An 18,422-nucleotide genomic window follows, 5' to 3' on the forward strand; every position below is an offset into this window, starting at 1 on the left:
CCGGTCGCCTTCTCCGTGATCCGGGTGTGAGACCTCTCAGTCCAGCCGGTCCAGGATGAGGGGGCTGCGTTCCACCGTGGCTCCCGGAGGGGCCACGTCGTACGCGGACTCCAGGGCCGCCAGGGCGTCCGGGATGCGTTCCGGGGTGTCGGTGTGCAGGGTCAGCAGCGGCTGGCCCGCCGTCACCACCGTGCCCGGCTTCGCGTGGAGTTCCACGCCCGCCGCCGCCTGCACCGGGTCCTCCTTGCGGGCGCGGCCCGCGCCCAGGCGCCAGGCCGCCAGGCCCACCGCGTAGGCGTCGAGGCGCGTGAGGACCCCCGTCGACGGGGCCGGCACCGGGTGGGTCTCGCGGGCCGTGGGCAGCGGCGCCGACGGGTCGCCGCCCTGGGCGGAGATCATGCGGCGCCACACGTCCATCGCCGAGCCGTCCGCCAGCGCCGCCGCGGGGTCCGCGTCCGGCAGGCCCGCCGCCGTCACCATCTCCCTGGCCAGCGCCAGCGTCAGCTCCACCACGTCCGCGGGGCCGCCGCCCGCCAGCACCTCCAGCGACTCGCGGACCTCCAGCGCGTTGCCGGCCGTCAGGCCCAGCGGCGTCGACATGTCGGTGAGCAGCGCCACGGTGCGCAGCCCGTGGTCGTTGCCCAGGCCGACCATCGTCGCGGCCAGTTCGCGCGCCCGGTCCAGGTCCTTCATGAACGCGCCCGAGCCGACCTTCACGTCCAGCACCAGCGCGCCCGTACCCTCGGCGATCTTCTTCGACATGATCGAGGACGCGATGAGCGGGATCGACTCCACCGTCCCGGTCACGTCCCGCAGCGCGTACAGCTTGCGGTCCGCCGGCGCCAGGCCCGTGCCCGGGGCGCAGATCACCGCGCCGACGTCGCGCAGGATCGCCATCATCTCGTCGTTCGAGAGCGAGGCCCGCCAGCCCGGGACGGACTCCAGCTTGTCGAGCGTGCCGCCGGTGTGCCCGAGGCCCCGCCCCGACAACTGCGGCACCGCCGCCCCGCAGGCGGCGACCAGCGGGGCCAGCGGCAGTGTGATCTTGTCGCCGATGCCGCCCGTCGAGTGCTTGTCCGCGGTCGGGCGCGGCAGCGCGGTGAAGTCCATCCGCTCGCCGGAGGCGATCATCGCCGCGGTCCAGCGGGCGATCTCGTCCCGGTCCATGCCGTTGAGCAGTATCGCCATGGCCAGCGCGGACATCTGCTCGTCGGCGACCTCGCCACGGGTGTACGCCGCCACGACCCAGTCGATCTGCTCGTCGGAGAGCCGTTCGCGGTCGCGCTTGGCGCGGATGACGGAGATGGCGTCCATCAGTTCTGCGATCCTCCGCTCTCGGAGTGCTGGGAACTGTGCAATCTGCTCAGCTCGAACGGGCCGAAGGCGTCCGGCAGCAGCTCGGCCAGCGGCCGGATGCCCGCCGGGGTGTCGAGCAGCAGGTCGGGCCCGCCGTGCTCGCTGAGCAACTGGCGGCAGCGGCCGCACGGCAGGATGAGCTGCCCCTCACCGTTGACGCAGGTGAAGTGGGTGAGCCGGCCGCCGCCGGTGGCGTGCAGCGCGGAGACCAGGCCGCACTCGGCGCAGAGCCCGACGCCGTACGAGGCGTTCTCCACGTTGCAGCCGACGACCGTACGGCCGTCGTCCACGAGCGCCGCGGCGCCCACGGGGTACCGCGAGTACGGGGCGTACGCCCGGGACATGGCGTCCCGCGCCGCCCGCCGCAGCGCCTCCCACCGCTCGTCCTGCGACGTCACGTGCTCTCTCCCCTTCGGTAGCGCTTGCCGATCCACTTCGGCACCCGCAGCCGCTGCGCGAACACCGCGAGCACCACCAGTGTGGTCACGTACGGCGTGGCTTCCACAACCTCGCGCGGCACCGTGTCGGTCGTCGCGTACAGCACCCCGAGGAGCACCGCCGCGACCCCGGCGGCTATGGCGGCCCGGACCCCGCCGCGCACGTGCTTCCAGACCGCGTACGCCGCGAGCAGCACCGCCAGCAGCAGGAACAGCGCGTGCACCGCCTCGCCGCCGCCGCGCAACTGCAGGCTGTCGGTGAAGCCGAAGAGCCCGGCCGCCATCGCCGTGCCGCCCGGACGCCAGTTGCCGAAGATCATCGACGCCAGGCCGATGTAGCCGCGGCCGCCGGTCTGGCCCTCCAGATAGATGTGCGTGAACGTGACCAGGAACGCCCCGCCGAGCCCGGCGAGCGCGCCGGAGACGGCCAGCGCCGCGTACTTGTACAGGTAGACGTTCACGCCCAGCGACTCGGCGGCCACCGGGTTCTCGCCGCAGGACCGCAGCCGCAGCCCGAACGCCGAGCGCCACAGCACGTAGTACGTGAGCACGAAGAGCGCGGCCGCGATGAGGATCAGGTACGACACGTCGTGCGTGAGCCCGCGCAGGATGCCGGCGGTGTCGGAGAGGAAGAACCAGTGTTTGTCCTCCAGGTCCCCGAGCCAGTCGGAGAGTCCCGGGACCGAGAACGTGTGCATGTCGTCGACTTGCGGCGACTGCTTGTCCGTGCCGCCCGCGGCCAGCGCGTCCCCGTCGGCGAAGAAGATCTTCGCCATGTACTGGGTGGCGCCCAGCGCGAGGATGTTGATCGCCACACCCGACACGATGTGGTCGACGCCGAACGTGACCGTCGCCATCGCGTGCACCAGGCCGCCCAGCGCCCCGCCGATGATCCCGGCCAGCGCGCCCGCCCACGGGCCGTGCTGCCAGCCGATCCAGCCGGCGAAGAACGTGCCGAGGATCATCATGCCTTCGAGGCCGATGTTGATCACACCGGACCGCTCCGCCCACAGCCCGCCGAGGCCGGCCAGCCCGATCGGCACGGCCAGCGCGAGCGCGCCGCCAATCTGCGCGGAGGCGGTGAGGTTGGTCGTGTCCGTGAGGGCCCGTACCGCGGAGAGCAGCAGCAGTCCCGCGGCGATGAGCAGGAGCACCTGCGGCATGCCGAGCCGCCGCCTGCCGCCGTCGTTCCGAGGGCGCGTCGCGGGCGCGGCGGCGCCCGTCCTGGTCGCCGTACTCACGCGCCCACCTCCGCCTTCTCGGTCTTACGTGCCTGGGCCAGCTCCTCGCCGACGCGGCGCTGCTGATCCCGCAGCGCCCAGCGGCGGACCACCTCGTAGGCGATGACGACGCAGAGCACGATGATGCCCTTGATGACCTCGACGATCTTCTGGTCGTAGCCCTCGAATTCGAGCTGCGTGCCGGTGCGCTCCAGGAAGGCCCAGAGCAGCGCGCCGAGCGCGATGCCGACGGGGTGGTTGCGGCCGAGGAGGGCGATGGCGATGCCGGTGAAGCCGACGCCCAGCGGGAAGTCGGTGCCGTAGTTGTACGACTCGCCGAGGAGCGTCGGCATCCCGACGAGCCCCGCGACGGCGCCGGAGAGCACCATGCTCGTGACGATCATGCGCTTGACGTCCACGCCGCTCGCCGCGGCGGCCGTCTCCGACTGGCCGACGCTGCGCAGGTCGAAGCCGAAGCGGGTGCGGTTGAGGACGAACCAGTACAGGAAGCCGGCGAGCACGGCGAAGACGACGAAGCCGTTGATGTCCCCGACCGAGGTCTCGATCATGAAGATGTGGCTGGAGGACGGGATGTTCGGGGTGTGGGTGAGGTTCCCGTCCTTCTCGCCGAGGCGGCCCGCGGTGAGGTAGTAGCCGATGACGGCGCCGGCGATCGAGTTGAGCATGATCGTCGTGATGACCTCGCTGACGCCGCGGGTGGTGCGCAGCACGCCCGCGATGCCCGCCCAGATCGCGCCGACGCCCATGGCGACCAGAATGATCAGCGGGATCTGGATGATGCCGGGCAGCGACAGCGCGCCGCCGACGGCCGCGGCGAAGAAGGCCGCGATGCGGTACTGGCCGTCGACGCCGATGTTGAAGAGGTTCATCCGGAAGCCGATGGCCACGGCCAGCGCGGAGAGGAAGAACATCGTCGACTTGTTGACGATGTAGATGGCGCTCCGGTCGGTCGTGCCGAACTCGATCATGACCTGGTAGGCCCGGAACGGGTCCTTACCGGAGATGAGGATGATCAGCGAGGTGAGCACCAGCGCGGCGAAGACCGCGAGCACCGGGGCGCCGACCGCCGTGATCAGCTTGTCCCTGTCGAGGCGTTTCATCGCGTACGGCCTCCGTCCTGCCCGTCGTCGCTGCCGCCGGCCGCGGACCGGGGGTTCGGCACGGCCGCGTCCCGCGGCGCCGGGCCGTCCTCCAGATGCCCGCTCGCCGCGCCCGTCATCGCACTGCCCAGCTCCTCCGGCGTGATCGCCGCCGGGTCCGCGTCGGCCACCAGCCGCCCGCGGTACATCACCCGCAGCGTGTCCGACAGGCCGATCAACTCGTCCAGGTCCGCGGAGATCAGCAGCACCGCGAGCCCCTCGCGGCGGGCCGCGCGGATCTGCTCCCAGATGTCCGCCTGCGCGCCCACGTCCACGCCGCGCGTGGGGTGGGCGGCGATGAGCAGCTTGGGCGAGTGGCTCATCTCCCGGCCGACGATCAGCTTCTGCTGGTTGCCGCCGGAGAGCGAGGCGGCGGTCACGTCGATGCCGGGGGTGCGGACGTCGTACTCCTCGACGATCCGCCTGGTGTCCTTGCGGGCCGCGGCGGCGTCGATGAGCACGCCGCGGCTGTTGGGGGATTCCGTGGTGTGGCCCAGGATGCGGTTCTCCCACAGCGGGGCCTCCAGCAGCAGGCCGTGCCGCTGGCGGTCCTCGGGGATGTAGCCGATGCCGCCCTCGCGGCGCTTGCGGGTGGCGGCGTGGCTGATGTCCGCGCCGTCCAGGACGATGCTGCCGGTGTCCGGGTGGCGCAGCCCCATGATGGCCTCGACCAGCTCGGACTGGCCGTTGCCCTCCACGCCGGCGATGCCCAGCACCTCGCCCTTGTGGATGGTGAAGGAGATGCGGTCCAGCACCTCGCGCGAGACGCCGTCGGGGTCCACGGCGCACAGGTGCAGGTCGCTGACGCGCAGCATGGGTATGTCCGTGACCGTCGACTCGCGGGTCTCGGGGGTCGGCAGCTCGCTGCCGACCATCAGCTCCGCGAGCTGCTTGGACGTGACGTCCGCGGGCTTCACGGAGGCGACCGTCGTGCCGCGCCGGATGACGGTGATGTCGTCGGCGACGGCGAGGACTTCGCCGAGCTTGTGCGAGATGAAGAGCACGGTCAGGCCCTCGGCCTTCAGCCCGCGCAGGTTGTCGAAGAGCGCGTCGACCTCCTGCGGGACGAGGACCGCGGTGGGCTCGTCGAGGATGAGCGTACGGGCGCCGCGGTAGAGGACCTTGAGGATCTCGACCCGCTGCCGGTCGGCGACGCCGAGGTCCTCGACCAGCACGTCGGGGCGGATGCCGAGGCCGTACGCGTCCGACAGCTCCTTGATCCTCGCCCTGGCCCGGTCGCCGATGCCGTGCAGCTTCTCGCTGCCCAGGACGGTGTTCTCCAGGACGGTGAGGTTGTCGGCGAGCATGAAGTGCTGGTGCACCATGCCGATGCCGCGCGCGATGGCGTCGGCGGGGCTGGCGAACGCGACCTCCGCGCCGTCGAGCGTGATGGTGCCCTCGTCCGGCTTCTGCATGCCGTAGAGGATCTTCATCAGCGTCGACTTGCCCGCGCCGTTCTCGCCGACGAGGGCGTGCACGGTGCCGCGGCGCACGGTGATGTCGATGTCGTGGTTGGCGACGACGCCGGGAAAGCGTTTCGTGATGCCGTGGAGTTCGACGGCGGCGGCGCCGGCGGGTGGGTCCGCTGCCGTGGAGCTGCTGCTGGGGGCTGTGATGGCGCACACTCCTCGTCGAGGGGCGGTGGATGCGGGGCGGCGGACGTACCGAAGCGCCGTGCGGACGGCGCGAGTTACGTGACGCGAGTTACGGCATATCACGCTACGCGCGTAGTCCGGAGGCAGATGCGCGGGGTCCGGTGGACGGCCGACGCGCACCGTCCTCCGGACCCCGTCACACGTACCGTGCTCAGGGAGTGTCGCTGACCGTGATCTCGCCGTCGGCGATCTTCTGCTTGGCCGCGTCGATCTCGCCCTGGATGTCGTCGATGAACCCGCCGGAGGTGGCGAGGCTCACGCCGTCGTCCTTGAGCGCGAAGGTCTGGTCGCCGGTGAGCGGCTTCTCGTCCTGGACGCTCTTGATCACGTCGTAGACGGCCACGTCGACGTTCTTCACCACGGACGTCATGATCGAGTCCTTGTAGTCCGCCAGCGCCTTGTCGCGGTACTGGTCGGAGTCGACGCCTATCGCCCACGCGCCTTCCTGCGCGGCCACGGCCTCGATCGAGCCCGTACCCGACAGGCCCGCGGCGCTGTAGATGATGTCCGTGTCGGAGTCGAGCATGCCCTCGGCGATGCCCTTGGCGCGCAGCGGGTCCTGGAAGCCCTTGAGGTCGCTCTCGTAGAGGTACTTCACGTCGACCTCGACGTCGGGCTTGGTGTCCTTGACGCCCTGGACGAAGCCGGCCTCGAACTTCTTGATCAGGTTGTTGTGCACGCCGCCTATGAAGCCGACCTTGCCGGTCTTGCTCTTGGTGGCGGCGGCCACGCCCGCCAGGTACGAGCCCTCGTGCTCGGCGAAGGTGACGCCGGCCACGTTCTTGCCCTGGGACGCCTCGTCGATCACCGCGAAGGTCGTGTCGGGGAAGTCCTTGGCGACCTTGTTCACCGACTTGCCGTAGGCGAAGCCGACCCCGATCACCGGGTTGTAGCCCGCCTCGGCGAGGGAGGTGAGCCGCTGCTCGCGGTCGGCCTCGGTCTCGCCGTCGCGGGCGGTCAGCTCCTTGCCGCCGAGGTCGAACTCCTTCTTGGCCTTGTCGTACCCGCGGGCCGCCGACTCGTTGAAGGAGGCGTCGCTGCGGCCGCCGACGTCGAAGGCGAGACCGACGCCCTTGTCGCTGCTGCCGCTGTCGCTGCTGCACGCAGCACTGGTGAAAGCGAGGGCCGCGGTTGCCACGCCCGCGGCGGCGATCTTGGTTACCCGGCGCAAGAGGACTTCCCCTTCGTCTTGGCGAAGCGCCTCTTTCCGGCGCTGCTTCGGGGGCATCGTAACGCGCGTAGAACAAGCTGAACCTCCGGCAACGAACCCGTTACCGGATCGTCTCCGCGCCGGTGCTTTCGGCGCTGCGCGCGAGCCCGGCAGGTATCGGCTGACCTGTCGGTTCGCGGCGTACGGGGCGGGTCGCGGGGACCGGTGCGCGCCCGCTTGCGCGGGGCTCCCGCCGGGCCTGCTCGCGCGCTGCCGTGCGGGTCGCCGCGGTGGCCAGCAGGGTGGCGCGAATAGTGATGCCCGTGACGCCGGTGAGGGCCACGAGACCGAGGACGACGACCCCGCGCCAGCCGACCGCGTGGAAGGCGATCGCGCCGGCGGTGGCACCCGCGCTGTTCCCGACGTAGTACGCGACCTGGTAGAGCGCCGACGCCTGCGCCTTGCCGGTCTTCGCCGCGTGGCTCACGGACGCGGAGGCGACCGCGTGCCCGGCGAAGAAGCCCGCCGTGAGCAGTACGAGACCGGTCAGCACGGCGGCCAGGGAGTCGCCGATCGTCAGCAGCAGCCCCGCGGCGGTGGTGCCCGCGGCCGCGTAGAGGGTGCCGCGGCGGCCGAGGCGGGCGACGAGCCGCCCCGCGGCGGCCGAGGAGCCGGTGCCGACGAGGTAGATGACGAAGACCGACCCGATGAGGCCCGCGGACAGGCCGAAGGGCTCGCCGGCCAGCCGGTAGCCGATCATCGTGTAGACCGAGCCGAAGACGGTCATGAAGAGCAGCCCGATCGCGTACAGCCGGCGCATCAGCCCGTCGGAGAGATGGCCGCGTACGGTCCGCGCGAGCGCCCGTGGCGCCAGCGGCGCGGCGGTGAAGTGCCGGGCGCGCGGCAGGAGTACGCGGAACGCGACCGCGCAGAGCAGCGAGAGCGCGGCGACGGCGGCCAGCGCCGCGCGCCAGCCCCAGGCGTTCGCGGTCCAGCCGGTGAGGATGCGTCCGGCCATGCCGCCGATGCTGTTGCCCGCGACGAAGAGCCCCACGGCGCCGATCACCGCCCGGGCGCGTACCTCGTCGGCGATGAAGGCGATGGCCGACGCCGGGATCCCGGCGATCGCCACGCCCTGGAGCGTACGGAGCGCGACGAGCGAACCGAGGTCGGGCGCGAACGGCATCGCCAGGCCCAGCAGCACGGCCGCCGCCAGCGACCACGTCATCGTCCGCTGCCGGCCGAACCGCTCGGAGACGGCGCTCAGCGGCAGTACGGCGAGCGCCAGGGCGGCGGTGGTGGCGGAGACGGTCCAACTGGCCGCGCCCGGGCTGACGCCGAGGTCGGCGGAGATGGCGGGCAGCAGGGCCTGGGTGGAGAAGAGAAGGGTGAAGGTGGCGACGCCGGCGGCGAACAGGGCGAGGAGCGCGCGGCGGTAGCCGGGCTCGCCGGGGGCGTGCTTGGCGGGCACATGGGTGGGGGCGCTCACATGGGGCGTAAGCGCCCCGGTATCGGAGGGCATGCGTCGAACGTACGGCGTGCTCACTCATGCGTCCAATGCGGAAAACGGCGATAATCGATGCCATGGTGAATGAGCAGAGGTCGCGGGCGTCGTTGTCACGGTCCCGTCATCAGAAAGACATCTCCGCCACGGCCGCAGCCCCCGGCGCGCCGGGGGAGCCGGGGGAGTGGGGCGCGGTGCTCGCGCCCCGGCTCGCGCAGTTCGCGGCGGTCGCGCGCGAGGAGCACGTCACGCGCGCCGCCCGGGCGCTCGGCGTCCCGCAGCCGACGCTGAGCCGCGCGATGGTACGGCTCGAAGCCGACCTGGGCGTCGCGCTCTTCGCCCGCCGCGGCCGCACCCTGTCGCTGACGACCGCGGGCCGCGACTTCCTCGCGTACGCGGAGCGCGCGCTGGCGGAGGTGGCCCGCGGCGCCGAGGCCGTACGCGCCGACGCGCACCCCGAGACCGGCAAGGTCGCCTTCGGCTTCCTGCACACGCTCGGCTCGGAGACCGTGCCGGGGCTGCTGCGGGAGTTCCGCAAGGACCACCCGCGGGTGCGCTTCGCGCTGGTGCAGAACTACGGGGAGTGGATGCTGCAGCGGCTGCGGGCGGGCGAGTTGGACCTCTGCCTGACCTCGCCGGTGCCGGACGCGCCGGACCTGGAGGCGCGGCGGCTCGACGACCAGCGCCTGCGGATCGTGGTGCCGGACGACCACCGGCTCGCCGGGCGGCGGCGGATCCGGCTCGCGGAGGTGGCGGAGGACCCGTTCGTCACGCTCGAACCGGGCTACGGGATGCGGCGGATGCTGGAGGAGCTGTGCGCGGAGGCGGGGTTCGTGCCCCGGGTCGCGTTCGAGGGGGAGGAGGCGGAGACGATCCGCGGGCTGGTGGCGGCGGGTCTGGGCGTGGCGCTGCTGCCGCCGCCCGCGGTCCCGCGGCCGGGGGTGGTGGAGGTGGACGTCACGGCGCCGCGGGCGGTGCGGGAGATCGGGGTGGCGTGGGTGGCGGGCCAGCAGGAGACGGCGCCGGTGGGGGCGTTCCGGCGGTTTCTGCTGGGACGGCGGGGGCAGTTGCTGGCGGGGTAGGGGCCCGTTCGCCCGGGCGCGTCAGGCCGGGGCGAAGCCGGCGGCCAGCGGCATGCGCAGGCCGATCGGCGGGGGCGCCGCCAGCGCGTCGGCGAGGGGTCTGCTGTACGGCCGGCCGAAGAGCGAGCCCATGACGAAGTCGGCGCTGAGGGCGAGGACTTCGGGGCGGTGCTGGTGCAGCCCGTGCCCGTCGGAGTGCACCTCGAAGCGGCAGACGTCGCGGTTGGCCTTCTTCGCCCGTACCGCCAGCCGGTACGACAGGTCGGGGTCGGTGCGGGCGTCGTCGGTGCCGTGCACGAGGAGCACGGTGCGCCCGCTCAACTGCCGTACGGGCTCGGCGTCCGCCGCCTGCGCGTCGGGCAGCCACGGCGCGATCGCGAGCACCGAGACGACCGCCTCGTGCCCGGCGGCGCGCAGCGCGGCCCGGCCGCCGACGTCGGTGCCGACCAGCGCCACGGGCACGTCCCCGTACCGCCGTACGATCTCCTCCAGCGCCCACTCCGAGTCCTGCGCGGCGTCCGCGGCGGCGCCGTTCCAGCCCCGGTAGCGGTAGTGCACGGTGTGCGCGACGAGCCCGTCACCGCGCCCGGCCCGCCCGAGCCGGCGGGCCAGCGACCACACGGAGGCGGCGGCGAGCCGCGAGGGCCGCCGGCTGCTGACACCCTCCCCGGCGGGCAGCAGCAACGCCACCGCCTGCGCGGAGGCCGCCCCGGTGGCACGTCCGAGCCGGGCGGGGCGGCTCGCGCTGATCTCCTGTGGCATGGCAGCACGATGGCAGATCCGTCCCCCCATGCCCAGTGGTCTGCACCACCCCGACCGGCCCCGTCCGCAAGGCAGTTGCGGCGAACCGGGTCGCGCACACGCGTGCGCCGGTCGCGTCGCCCCCGGGAGGGCCCGGGGGCGAGGGGCTCCCGTACCCGGGCGCTGAACGCACACGGTGGTCGGACGTGGTCGCCTCCGCGACGTCCCGGACCCCGGGCAGGGTCGGGGGTCGTGCGGTTCCGCGAGAACCGCACGACCCCGGCCCGGCGGAGCCGGCGCGATGCCGCGGCAGCGATGCCGGCGCGGCCGGGCGTCCGCCCGGCGGGCCGCCTCCCGGCCGCCACACCGCGGATCCGGAATCCTGTTGCCACCTCCGCGTCCCGGCGCTCGGCCGGTGGTTGCGCTCCAGTGCCTCTCCGCCGGAGCGCCGGCACCCCGACCCGCACGCCCCCGAGTCCGCGCAGCCGCACCCGCTGTCGGCGCCCGCCGCCGGGCATGGCTCTACGCGCGTAGGATGGCGCAAATCGTGACGAGAGAGAGGTGCCGCATGGCGGATGACAACAGAGGTGGACCGGCCCGGGCGGTGCCCGGCCCGGAGCGGATTCGGCGGGCGCCCAAAGTGCTGCTCCACGACCACCTCGACGGTGGTCTCCGTCCCGCCACCATCGTCGACATCGCCCGCGAGACCGGCTACGACGGGCTGCCCGAGACCGACCCCGAGCGGCTCGGCCTCTGGTTCCGGGAGGCCGCCGACTCCGGGTCGCTGGAGCGGTACCTGGAGACCTTCGCCCACACCTGCGCCGTGATGCAGACCCGCGACGCGCTCGTGCGGGTCGCCGCCGAGTGCGCCGAGGACCTCGCCGCCGACGGCGTCGTATACGCCGAGGTGCGCTACGCCCCCGAGCAGCACCTCCAGGGCGGGCTGAGCCTGGAGCAGGTGGTCGAGGCGGTCAACGAGGGCTTCCGCGAGGGCGAGCGGCGCGCGCACGCCGCGGGGCACCGCATCCGCGTCGGCGCCCTCCTCACCGCCATGCGGCACGCCGCCCGCTCGCTGGAGATCGCCGAACTCGCCAACCGCTACCGCGATCTCGGCGTCGTCGGCTTCGACATCGCCGGCGCCGAGGCCGGCTTCCCGCCCACCCGCCACCTCGACGCCTTCGAGTATCTGAAGCGCGAGAACAACCACTTCACCATCCACGCCGGCGAGGCGTTCGGCCTGCCGTCGATCTGGCAGGCGCTGCAGTGGTGCGGCGCCGACCGGCTCGGCCACGGCGTACGGATCATCGACGACATCCACGTCGCCGACGACGGCACCGTCAAGCTCGGCCGGCTGGCCGCGTACGTGCGTGACAAGCGGATCCCGCTGGAGCTGTGCCCGACCTCCAACCTCCAGACCGGCGCCGCCGCCTCCTACGCCGAGCACCCCATCGGGCTGCTGCGCCGGCTCTACTTCCGCGCCACGGTCAACACCGACAACCGGCTCATGAGCGGCACGAGCATGAGCCGCGAGTTCGAGGAGCTGGTGCGCACGTTCCACTACACGCTGGACGACATGCAGTGGTTCACCGTCAATGCGATGAAGTCGGCGTTCATTCCTTTCGATGAAAGGCTGGCGATGATCAACGACGTCATCAAGCCCGGATACGCCGGCCTGAAGTCGGAGTGGCTCTTTCGCTGACCGGTTCTGACCTGCGAGTCCGTGCGCTCTCCGGTGCGCGGGGCGATGGTCCTACGATCCGCGGATGGGGCCGTACGGACCAATTTCGGCACCGGCGAGGCGGTCTTTGCGGCTGCGATATCCGGCTGGCTACGTTTCTCATTGCCGCTGGATATCCGCAAGGACGAGGACCTGAATTCCATGAAGACCCGCAAGATCGTCGGTACCGCACTGCTCGGCGCCGCCTTCGCCGCCGCCGCGGCGGGCACCGCCTCCGCCGCCGTCGTCCCCGGCCTGCCCGACCCGGTCGGCCAGGTGACCTCCCCGCTGGAGTCGGTCACCGGCTCCAAGGCGGGGAGCGAGAACGGCACCCCGAACGGCGCCGCCAACGCCCAGCCGCCGGGCCTCGGTCAGCTCGGCGTCCTGACCAGCGCGCTCCCCCTGGGGTCGCTGCCGCTCTGAGGCCCGTACGCAGCGAAGCCGGGGCCGGCATCCCTCGTGGATGCCGGCCCCGGCTCCGTGTCGTCGGAGTCCGTTCTCACCAGGCCGGGTGCTGCACCTTCTCCTCGCTGGGCATCACTATCCAGAGCGCCAGGTAGAGCAGGAACTGCGGGCCGGGCAGCAGGCACGACACCAGGAAGACGACCCGCACCGTCGTGGGGGTGGTGTCGAAGCGCCGGGCCAGTCCCGCGCACACTCCGGCGATCACCCGGCCGTCGCGCGGTCTCATCGGCATGGCCATGGCTGCGTCACTCCTCGGGTCGGCGTTCGCGGCCCGCCGTGTGGGGGCCGGTGACTCCACCGTAGGCACACAAGCCGGACGAAACGTCGCCCTACGGGGCGATCTCGACCCTGGTGATTCTCGGGGTCGTGCCCTGAGCCTTCCCGTCCGCCGTACGCTCCGCCGCTTCCGTCCCCGCCGCTTCCGTCCCGGCCGCCTTCTCCGCGTGCGCCGCCCCGGCCGCGCGGCCCGCGGGGTGCCGGCGCAGCCGCGCCCGCACGGCCGGGACCACCGCCAGATGCGCCAGCGCGACCCCCAGGATGTAGAGAAGCATCGTGTCCACGTTCGCGACCTGCCCGGGCACCGTGGTCTTCAGCAACTCGACGACCAGCGCCAGCATCGAGCCCGCGAAGACGGTGCGCACGAAAGACCCCACCGGCGACGCGTCGACCCGGCCGCCGATCAGCGGCAGCAGCACCCCCGCAGGGGCGAGCACGAACAGCGACTCGACGGCGTACCGGAGCGCCGCCCACGGGTCGTCGCCGAACTCCGCCCGGATCGTCGTGAGCGGTCGCAGATTCGCCGCGTCAACCCACGGCACGGCGTTGGGGCGGAGCGTAAACCACCAGACTGCGGTCAGATGCAGGACTAGGAGGACAACGCCGGCCACCCGGAATCTCAGGGCGGCCGTTCCGCCCGTCGCATGGCGCTGCACGCAGGCAAGGACGCCGCTACCGACCCGTACGGTTCCCGCGCTCCGCCGGCCGGATGAGGCTCTTCGGCGCGGAGCCTCCTCAGCCGACCAGCCGGCGGCGCCAGTCGAGCCCCGTGACGGCTATCGACCGGCCCGGATCGCCGTCCCACTCCGTCCGCAGACCGGCGTCCCCGAGGGCGGCGACCACCTCGTGCCCGATGGCCGTGGTCGTCCCCGACGAGCCGTCGAAGCCGCCGTAGTAGAGCGTCAGCCCGCCGTCCGCCGCCGCGGACTCCGACGACTGGTGGCTGGAGTAGACGAAGCCGCGCGCGTCCGGCTCGCCCGCCCCGCCTATCTCGGCGTTTCCGCAACTGCGGCAGCAGGCGAAGTGCTCACGGGCGGTGATACCCGCCTCCCGCAAGGCCGCGAAGGCGCGGGTGAGCCGCTCGGGGTCCGTCTCGCCCCGCCAGCCGGACTGCTCGGCGACCCGCTCCAGCCACAGCCGGTCGGCCAGCGCCCTGGCCTGCGGGGCGGAGACCGGCCTGCGGTCCCCGGTGACGAGGAACTCCTCGGCGCACTCGGCCAGTTCCGCACGGGTCGCGTACCCTGCGGCCAGCACCTCCCGGACCCGCCGCTCCAGCTCCTGACGCTCCTCCTCGCCGAGGTCGAGCGGCGGCACCTCGGGCGCGGGCGTGATGTCCGCGCGGGACCAGGACAGCCCGGCCGCCCAGCCGCCCTCCTCGCGGGCCCAGCCGGTCAGCGCCGCGATCACGGCCCCGGGTCCTTCGGCCGTCGCGGCGAAGTGCCGGTCGGCGCCGCCGTCGCGATGCTCCACCTCGTAGCCCCCGCCGGCGTCGTGCCAGACCTGGGCGAAGACGTCGGGCAGGTCGGGGATCCGCTGGAGCACCAGGAAGTGGTCGCCGGCGCCGCCGATCCGGCCGACCAGCCCCGCCAACTCCGCCGCGGACACGCGCACATGCCGCTCCCCGCGCTCCGTCTTCACCACGATCCCGAGCATGCGGACACTGTGGCACACGCCACTGACACCGGCCCCGCGCCGGAAACGCTCAGGCCGCGGGCTCGCCCACGGTGTTCTCCGGCGCCCGCAGCGCGTCGTCGGTGCAGCGGAACGTGTACGGCGGGTCCCCCGCGTCCGGGCCCGCCAGCACCGCCGAACGCTCCTCGCCCGCCGCGTACGTGCACACGAGCTGCGCCAGCATCGGCGACCCCAGCCCCTGCGGATCCCGGCTCAGCCGCACCGTGCCCGCCGGATCACCGGACTGCCCGTCCACCACCCGCAGCCCGGAGACCGCGGTCGAGTAGCCGGCATCCTCCTCGTCCTCGTCCGGCGCCCGCTCCAGCTCCGCGAGCAGCCGCGCCGCCAGCTCCGTACCCGTCAGGTCGTCCGGGATGCTCCTGGGCACCGGCGCCAGCCGCGTACCGCACACGAGATACACCGCCCGCACCGTCTCGCCGTCCGCCGACCTCGCCGCCGGCGAAGGACCGCCCGGCGCGCACTCCGCCCGCGACGGCGCGCTGCCGGCGTCCACCGGCACGGACGTGGGCCGGATCCCGCACCCGGTGGCCAGCACCGCGACGGCGACCGCGGCGACCGCCGCCAGGGCCGCGGGGACCCGCCGGTTCGAGGCTGCCGCCCTCACTCGTCCTCCTGCTCCAGGGCCTCCGCCGCCGCAGACGAGTCCCGCGGCAGCCGCAGCGTGAACACCGCTCCGCCCGCCGGGTCGTTGGCCGCGGTGATCGTACCGCCGTGGATCCGGGCGCTCTCCACCGCGATGGACAGCCCGAGGCCGCTGCCGTCGGAGCGCGGGCGCGCGGTGTCCGCCTTGTAGAACCGGTCGAAGACGTGCGGCAGCACCTCGGCGGGGATGCCGGGCCCGTTGTCCTTCACCTCGATGACCAGATCGCCGGCGCCGGGCGCGTCCGCCGTGGTGCGCACCGACACCCGCACGGGGGAGCCGCCGTGCTTGAGCGCGTTGCCGATGAGGTTGGCGAGGATCACGTCCAGGCGCCGCGGGTCGAGGCGCGCGACGATGCCGCGGTCGGCGTCCAGCTCCACCGCGTCCAGCCAGGCGCGGGCGTCGATGCAGGCGGTGACCTGGTCGGCGACGTCCACGTCGTCGAGTACGAGCCGGGCGGTGCCCGCGTCGAAGCGGGTCACCTCCATCAGGTTCTCCACCAGGTCGTTGAGGCGCCGGGTCTCCTGCACCACGAGCTGCACCGCGGGCGCGATCATCGGGTCCAGGTTCTCCTGCTCCTCCTCCAGCACCTCGGAGACCGCGGTCATCGCGGTCAGCGGGGTGCGCAGCTCGTGCGACATGTCCGCCACGAACCGCCGGCTGGACTTCTCCCGCTCGCTCAGCTCCTCCACCCGCTGCTGGAGCCGCTCCGCGGTCTGGTTGAACGTCCGCGAGAGGTCGGCCAGTTCGTCGGTGCCGGTCACCCGCAGCCGGGTGTCGAGCTTGCCCTCGCCGAGCCGCCGGGCCGCGTCGCCGAGCCGCTGCACCGGCCGCAGCACGGTGGACGCGGCGCCCTGCGCGAGCAGCGCGGAGCCGATGAGGGACAGCCCGGTGGCGATGCCCAGCGACCAGGCCAGCGAGTTGAGGTCCCGGCGCTCGGAGTCCAGGGACTTGAACATGTAGCCGGTCCAGTCGGTGCCGATCACCCGGGCGCCGCCGACGAGATACGGCGTGCCGTCCATCGTCACCCGCTGCCAGTACAGGTGGTACGGCCACTTGCCGTCGTCGCGCCGCTGGTCGACCGCCGTCTTCAGCGTCTCCGGCACGTCGTGCAGGGTGAACGACGGGTCGGAGCGCTCCACGCAGCCGGGATCGCCGCCGCTGCCCCCGCCGCCGGAGATGAGTATGACGTCGAAGTTCTGGGTGGTGCTCGACAGCCGCCGCGCGGCCTTGGCGAGGTCCGTACAGCCGGACCGCAGGTCCAGCTCGCCGCTCTCGTCCTGCAGCGACTCCCGGAAGTCCTTGAGCGAGGCGTCCTGGGTGCGGGTGAGCACCGAGTCCCGGTTGAGCCAGTACGCGATGCCGGCGACCGACACCGCCGAGACGAGGGCCACCAGCGCGAACACGATGACCAGACGCAGTCGCAGGCTGATCCAGCGCAGCAGCCCCGCCGCCCAGCCGCGTACGAGCCCCTGCCGCCCCTCCGCGTCGGCGGGGCCCGGACTCACGAGGGCGGATCCAGCCGGTAGCCCACGCCGCGTACGGTTTTGATCAGTGTCGGCGCGGACGGCACGTCCTCGACCTTCGCGCGCAGCCGCTGTACGCAGGCGTCGACCAGCCGGGAGTCGCCCAGGTAGTCGTGCTCCCAGACCAACTGCAGCAACTGCTGGCGCGACAGCGCCTGGCCGGGCCTGCGGCTCAGCTCCAGCAGCAACCGCAGCTCCGTCGGCGTCAGTTGCAGATGCTCGCCGTCCTTGGTGACGGTCATCGCGGAGCGGTCGATGACGACGTTGCCGAAGGTGGCCGAATCGGTGGTCTCCCGCTCGCCGCGGCGCAGCACCGCGCGGATCCGGGCGTCCAGCACCCGGCCCTGCACGGGCTTGACGACGTAGTCGTCGGCGCCCGACTCCAGCCCGACCACCACGTCGATGTCGTCGCTGCGCGCGGTCAGCAGGATGATCGGCAACTGGTCGGTGCGGCGGATGCGCCGGCACACCTCGAAGCCGTCGATGCCCGGCAGCATCACATCCAGCACGATCAGGTCGGGCCGCTGCTCGCGCAGCAGCTTGAGCCCGTCCTCACCGGTCGCCGCGGTGGTCACGCGGTGGCCCTGGCGGGAGAGGGACATCTCCAGCGCGGTGCGGATGGCGTCGTCGTCCTCGATCAGCAACAGAGAAGGCACGCGGGTCATTCTGGCAGGGCGCGCCGGAAGGGGCGAGTTCGCCGTCATCACGGCCTCCGGAAGGGCCCGTGTAAGGGGCACCGGCCCCTGTTGCACGCCTGTGACAGTCGGCGGACAGCGCGATGAAGTCGGGACGACAGGATTCTGGACGTCGGGCAAGCCCGGCAGGACAGGACCGACCGAAGCAGACTCCACCGGCGGGGGGCGTGAGATGAACGCACTGCACGACAGCACCACCAGCGCAGCGGTTCACACACGCCTGCACGCCAAGGGGGGGAGTGCTGAGGGGATGGCTCCCGCCCGCGCCTCGCGCGGTGCGGGGGAGTCCGGTGCCGCAACCGCGCGGGGGTGCGGTCGCGGCGCCGGGCGTCGTCCTCCTTACATGGTCGCGATCGCGGGCAACACGGGCCCCGGGGGGACCGGCGTCATGCCGGCGGGGACCGGACCGGCCGCGGACCCGGGGGGAACGCCGGGGGGGACACCAGGGGGGACGACGGGGGGAAGAAGGCGTACGGAGAGGTGCCGGGGGAAACGGTCGGCACGCAGGCCGGGACCGCCGCGGAGGCTGACAGCACCGCGGCGTTCACCGCCTACGTGGCCGAGCGGCGCGCCTCTCTGTACGCCACCGCCTACCACCTGACCGGTGACCGGTTCGAGGCGGAGGACCTGCTGCAGAGCGCGCTGTTCTCCACCTACCGGGCCTGGGACCGGATCAGCGACAAGGCCGCGGTGGGGGGCTACCTCCGTCGCACCATGACGAACCTGCACATCAGCGCCTGGCGCCGGCGCAAGCTCGCGGAGTACCCGACCGAGGAACTCCCCGAGGCGCCGGGGGAGTCGGACGCCATGCGCGGCACGGAGCTGCGCACGGTGCTCTGGCAGGCGCTGGCGCGGCTGCCCGAGATGCAGCGCACGATGCTCGTGCTGCGCTACTACGAGGGCAGGACCGACCCGGAGATCGCCGACGTACTGGGGATCAGCGTGGGGACCGTCAAGAGCAGCATCTGGCGCTCGCTGCGCCGGCTCCGCGACGACGAGGCGCTGAGCTTCGGGCGGGACCGGGAGGAGTCGTTCGAGGAGCTCGTGGCCTGAGGGGGGCGATGACCGGGGATGGGGGGATCCCGGGCCACGGGAGGGGGAAAACG

General features: G+C 72.8%; 18 protein-coding genes. 4 read left to right on the forward strand and 14 right to left on the reverse strand.

The genetic code is table 11. The annotated features are described in order from the left end of the window. Positions 1 to 36 precede the first annotated feature (36 nt). From DMB38_RS23015 to DMB38_RS23045, 7 genes are all read right to left on the reverse strand, one after another. On the reverse strand, positions 37 to 1,314 hold the full coding sequence (locus DMB38_RS23015) for a thymidine phosphorylase (protein WP_125936760.1): 1,278 nt from the start codon (positions 1,312 to 1,314) through the stop codon (positions 37 to 39). Further along, the gene (locus tag DMB38_RS23020; RefSeq protein ID WP_125936761.1) at positions 1,314 to 1,754 is read right to left on the reverse strand and encodes a cytidine deaminase; all 441 of its coding nucleotides are present in this window, start codon (positions 1,752 to 1,754) and stop codon (positions 1,314 to 1,316) included. The genes DMB38_RS23015 and DMB38_RS23020 overlap by 1 nt, the downstream gene beginning before the upstream one ends. Further along, entirely contained in the window at positions 1,751 to 3,034 is a 1,284-nt protein-coding gene (locus DMB38_RS23025; protein ID WP_125936762.1) for an ABC transporter permease, read from the reverse strand. Before DMB38_RS23025 ends, DMB38_RS23020 begins: the two co-directional genes overlap by 4 nt. Continuing rightward, complete coding sequence (locus tag DMB38_RS23030) at positions 3,031 to 4,134, reverse strand: ABC transporter permease (RefSeq protein ID WP_047017694.1); 1,104 nt, start codon at positions 4,132 to 4,134, stop codon at positions 3,031 to 3,033. Before DMB38_RS23030 ends, DMB38_RS23025 begins: the two co-directional genes overlap by 4 nt. Beyond that, complete coding sequence (locus tag DMB38_RS23035; protein WP_206337835.1) at positions 4,131 to 5,789, reverse strand: ABC transporter ATP-binding protein; 1,659 nt, start codon at positions 5,787 to 5,789, stop codon at positions 4,131 to 4,133. Before DMB38_RS23035 ends, DMB38_RS23030 begins: the two co-directional genes overlap by 4 nt. 190 nt (positions 5,790 to 5,979) lie before the next feature. Next, on the reverse strand, positions 5,980 to 6,999 hold the full coding sequence (locus tag DMB38_RS23040; RefSeq protein WP_125936764.1) for a BMP family ABC transporter substrate-binding protein: 1,020 nt from the start codon (positions 6,997 to 6,999) through the stop codon (positions 5,980 to 5,982). Positions 7,000 to 7,099: 100 nt separating this feature from the next. Beyond that, on the reverse strand, positions 7,100 to 8,500 hold the full coding sequence (locus DMB38_RS23045; RefSeq protein ID WP_125936765.1) for an MFS transporter: 1,401 nt from the start codon (positions 8,498 to 8,500) through the stop codon (positions 7,100 to 7,102). Between the two features lie 62 nt (positions 8,501 to 8,562). Between DMB38_RS23045 and DMB38_RS23050 the strand changes: the two genes are divergently transcribed. Continuing rightward, positions 8,563 to 9,564, forward strand: a complete 1,002-nt coding sequence (locus DMB38_RS23050; RefSeq protein ID WP_240662423.1) for a LysR family transcriptional regulator — start codon at positions 8,563 to 8,565, stop codon at positions 9,562 to 9,564. A 21-nt stretch (positions 9,565 to 9,585) separates the two neighbouring features. Here the strand turns inward: DMB38_RS23050 and DMB38_RS23055 are convergent, their stop codons facing one another. Continuing rightward, entirely contained in the window at positions 9,586 to 10,326 is a 741-nt protein-coding gene (locus tag DMB38_RS23055; RefSeq protein ID WP_125936766.1) for an alpha/beta hydrolase, read from the reverse strand. Positions 10,327 to 10,873: 547 nt separating this feature from the next. On the opposite strand from DMB38_RS23055, the gene DMB38_RS23060 reads away from it, so the two are divergent. Both DMB38_RS23060 and DMB38_RS23065 read left to right on the forward strand, forming a co-directional pair. Beyond that, positions 10,874 to 12,004 carry an adenosine deaminase gene (locus DMB38_RS23060; RefSeq protein WP_125936767.1) on the forward strand — a complete coding sequence of 377 codons (1,131 nt, stop codon included), beginning with the start codon at positions 10,874 to 10,876 and terminating at the stop codon, positions 12,002 to 12,004. Between the two features lie 180 nt (positions 12,005 to 12,184). After that, complete coding sequence (locus DMB38_RS23065) at positions 12,185 to 12,445, forward strand: hypothetical protein (RefSeq protein ID WP_125936768.1); 261 nt, start codon at positions 12,185 to 12,187, stop codon at positions 12,443 to 12,445. A gap of 76 nt (positions 12,446 to 12,521) precedes the next feature. On the opposite strand, the gene DMB38_RS23070 is transcribed toward DMB38_RS23065, so the two are convergent. The 6 genes from DMB38_RS23070 to DMB38_RS23095 form a co-directional block, all read right to left on the reverse strand. Continuing rightward, on the reverse strand, positions 12,522 to 12,725 hold the full coding sequence (locus DMB38_RS23070) for a PspC domain-containing protein (RefSeq protein WP_125936769.1): 204 nt from the start codon (positions 12,723 to 12,725) through the stop codon (positions 12,522 to 12,524). Between the two features lie 91 nt (positions 12,726 to 12,816). After that, positions 12,817 to 13,419 carry a VanZ family protein gene (locus DMB38_RS23075; RefSeq protein WP_125936770.1) on the reverse strand — a complete coding sequence of 201 codons (603 nt, stop codon included), beginning with the start codon at positions 13,417 to 13,419 and terminating at the stop codon, positions 12,817 to 12,819. Positions 13,420 to 13,498: 79 nt separating this feature from the next. Further along, complete coding sequence (locus tag DMB38_RS23080) at positions 13,499 to 14,416, reverse strand: hypothetical protein (RefSeq protein ID WP_125936771.1); 918 nt, start codon at positions 14,414 to 14,416, stop codon at positions 13,499 to 13,501. Between the two features lie 49 nt (positions 14,417 to 14,465). Next, positions 14,466 to 15,059, reverse strand: coding sequence for a hypothetical protein (locus DMB38_RS23085; RefSeq protein WP_240662424.1), 594 nt, complete (start codon positions 15,057 to 15,059; stop codon positions 14,466 to 14,468). Then, positions 15,056 to 16,603: a HAMP domain-containing sensor histidine kinase gene (locus tag DMB38_RS23090; protein ID WP_125936772.1), complete on the reverse strand. Its 1,548-nt coding sequence runs from the start codon at positions 16,601 to 16,603 to the stop codon at positions 15,056 to 15,058. The genes DMB38_RS23085 and DMB38_RS23090 overlap by 4 nt, the downstream gene beginning before the upstream one ends. Next, positions 16,600 to 17,277 carry a response regulator transcription factor gene (locus DMB38_RS23095; protein WP_027771656.1) on the reverse strand — a complete coding sequence of 226 codons (678 nt, stop codon included), beginning with the start codon at positions 17,275 to 17,277 and terminating at the stop codon, positions 16,600 to 16,602. Before DMB38_RS23095 ends, DMB38_RS23090 begins: the two co-directional genes overlap by 4 nt. A gap of 519 nt (positions 17,278 to 17,796) precedes the next feature. Between DMB38_RS23095 and DMB38_RS23100 the strand changes: the two genes are divergently transcribed. Continuing rightward, the gene (locus tag DMB38_RS23100) at positions 17,797 to 18,369 is read left to right on the forward strand and encodes a SigE family RNA polymerase sigma factor (protein ID WP_240662425.1); all 573 of its coding nucleotides are present in this window, start codon (positions 17,797 to 17,799) and stop codon (positions 18,367 to 18,369) included. Positions 18,370 to 18,422 lie beyond the last annotated feature (53 nt).

This window comes from Streptomyces sp. WAC 06738, assembly GCF_003945505.1.
Taxonomy (GTDB): Bacteria; Actinomycetota; Actinomycetes; order Streptomycetales; family Streptomycetaceae; genus Streptomyces.

Excerpts from the sequence above, each read along its gene's own strand:
- DMB38_RS23080 (WP_125936771.1), bottom strand. The coding sequence starts at position 14,416 with ATGCTCGGGATCGTGGTGAAGACGGAGCGCGGGGAGCGGCATGTGCGC.
- DMB38_RS23065 (WP_125936768.1), top strand. The coding sequence starts at position 12,185 with ATGAAGACCCGCAAGATCGTCGGTACCGCACTGCTCGGCGCCGCCTTC.
- DMB38_RS23030 (WP_047017694.1), bottom strand. The coding sequence starts at position 4,134 with ATGAAACGCCTCGACAGGGACAAGCTGATCACGGCGGTCGGCGCCCCG.
- DMB38_RS23060 (WP_125936767.1), top strand. The coding sequence starts at position 10,874 with ATGGCGGATGACAACAGAGGTGGACCGGCCCGGGCGGTGCCCGGCCCG.
- DMB38_RS23055 (WP_125936766.1), bottom strand. The coding sequence starts at position 10,326 with ATGCCACAGGAGATCAGCGCGAGCCGCCCCGCCCGGCTCGGACGTGCC.
- DMB38_RS23050 (WP_240662423.1), top strand. The coding sequence starts at position 8,563 with ATGGTGAATGAGCAGAGGTCGCGGGCGTCGTTGTCACGGTCCCGTCAT.
- DMB38_RS23015 (WP_125936760.1), bottom strand. The coding sequence starts at position 1,314 with ATGGACGCCATCTCCGTCATCCGCGCCAAGCGCGACCGCGAACGGCTC.
- DMB38_RS23070 (WP_125936769.1), bottom strand. The coding sequence starts at position 12,725 with ATGGCCATGCCGATGAGACCGCGCGACGGCCGGGTGATCGCCGGAGTG.
- DMB38_RS23045 (WP_125936765.1), bottom strand. The coding sequence starts at position 8,500 with ATGCCCTCCGATACCGGGGCGCTTACGCCCCATGTGAGCGCCCCCACC.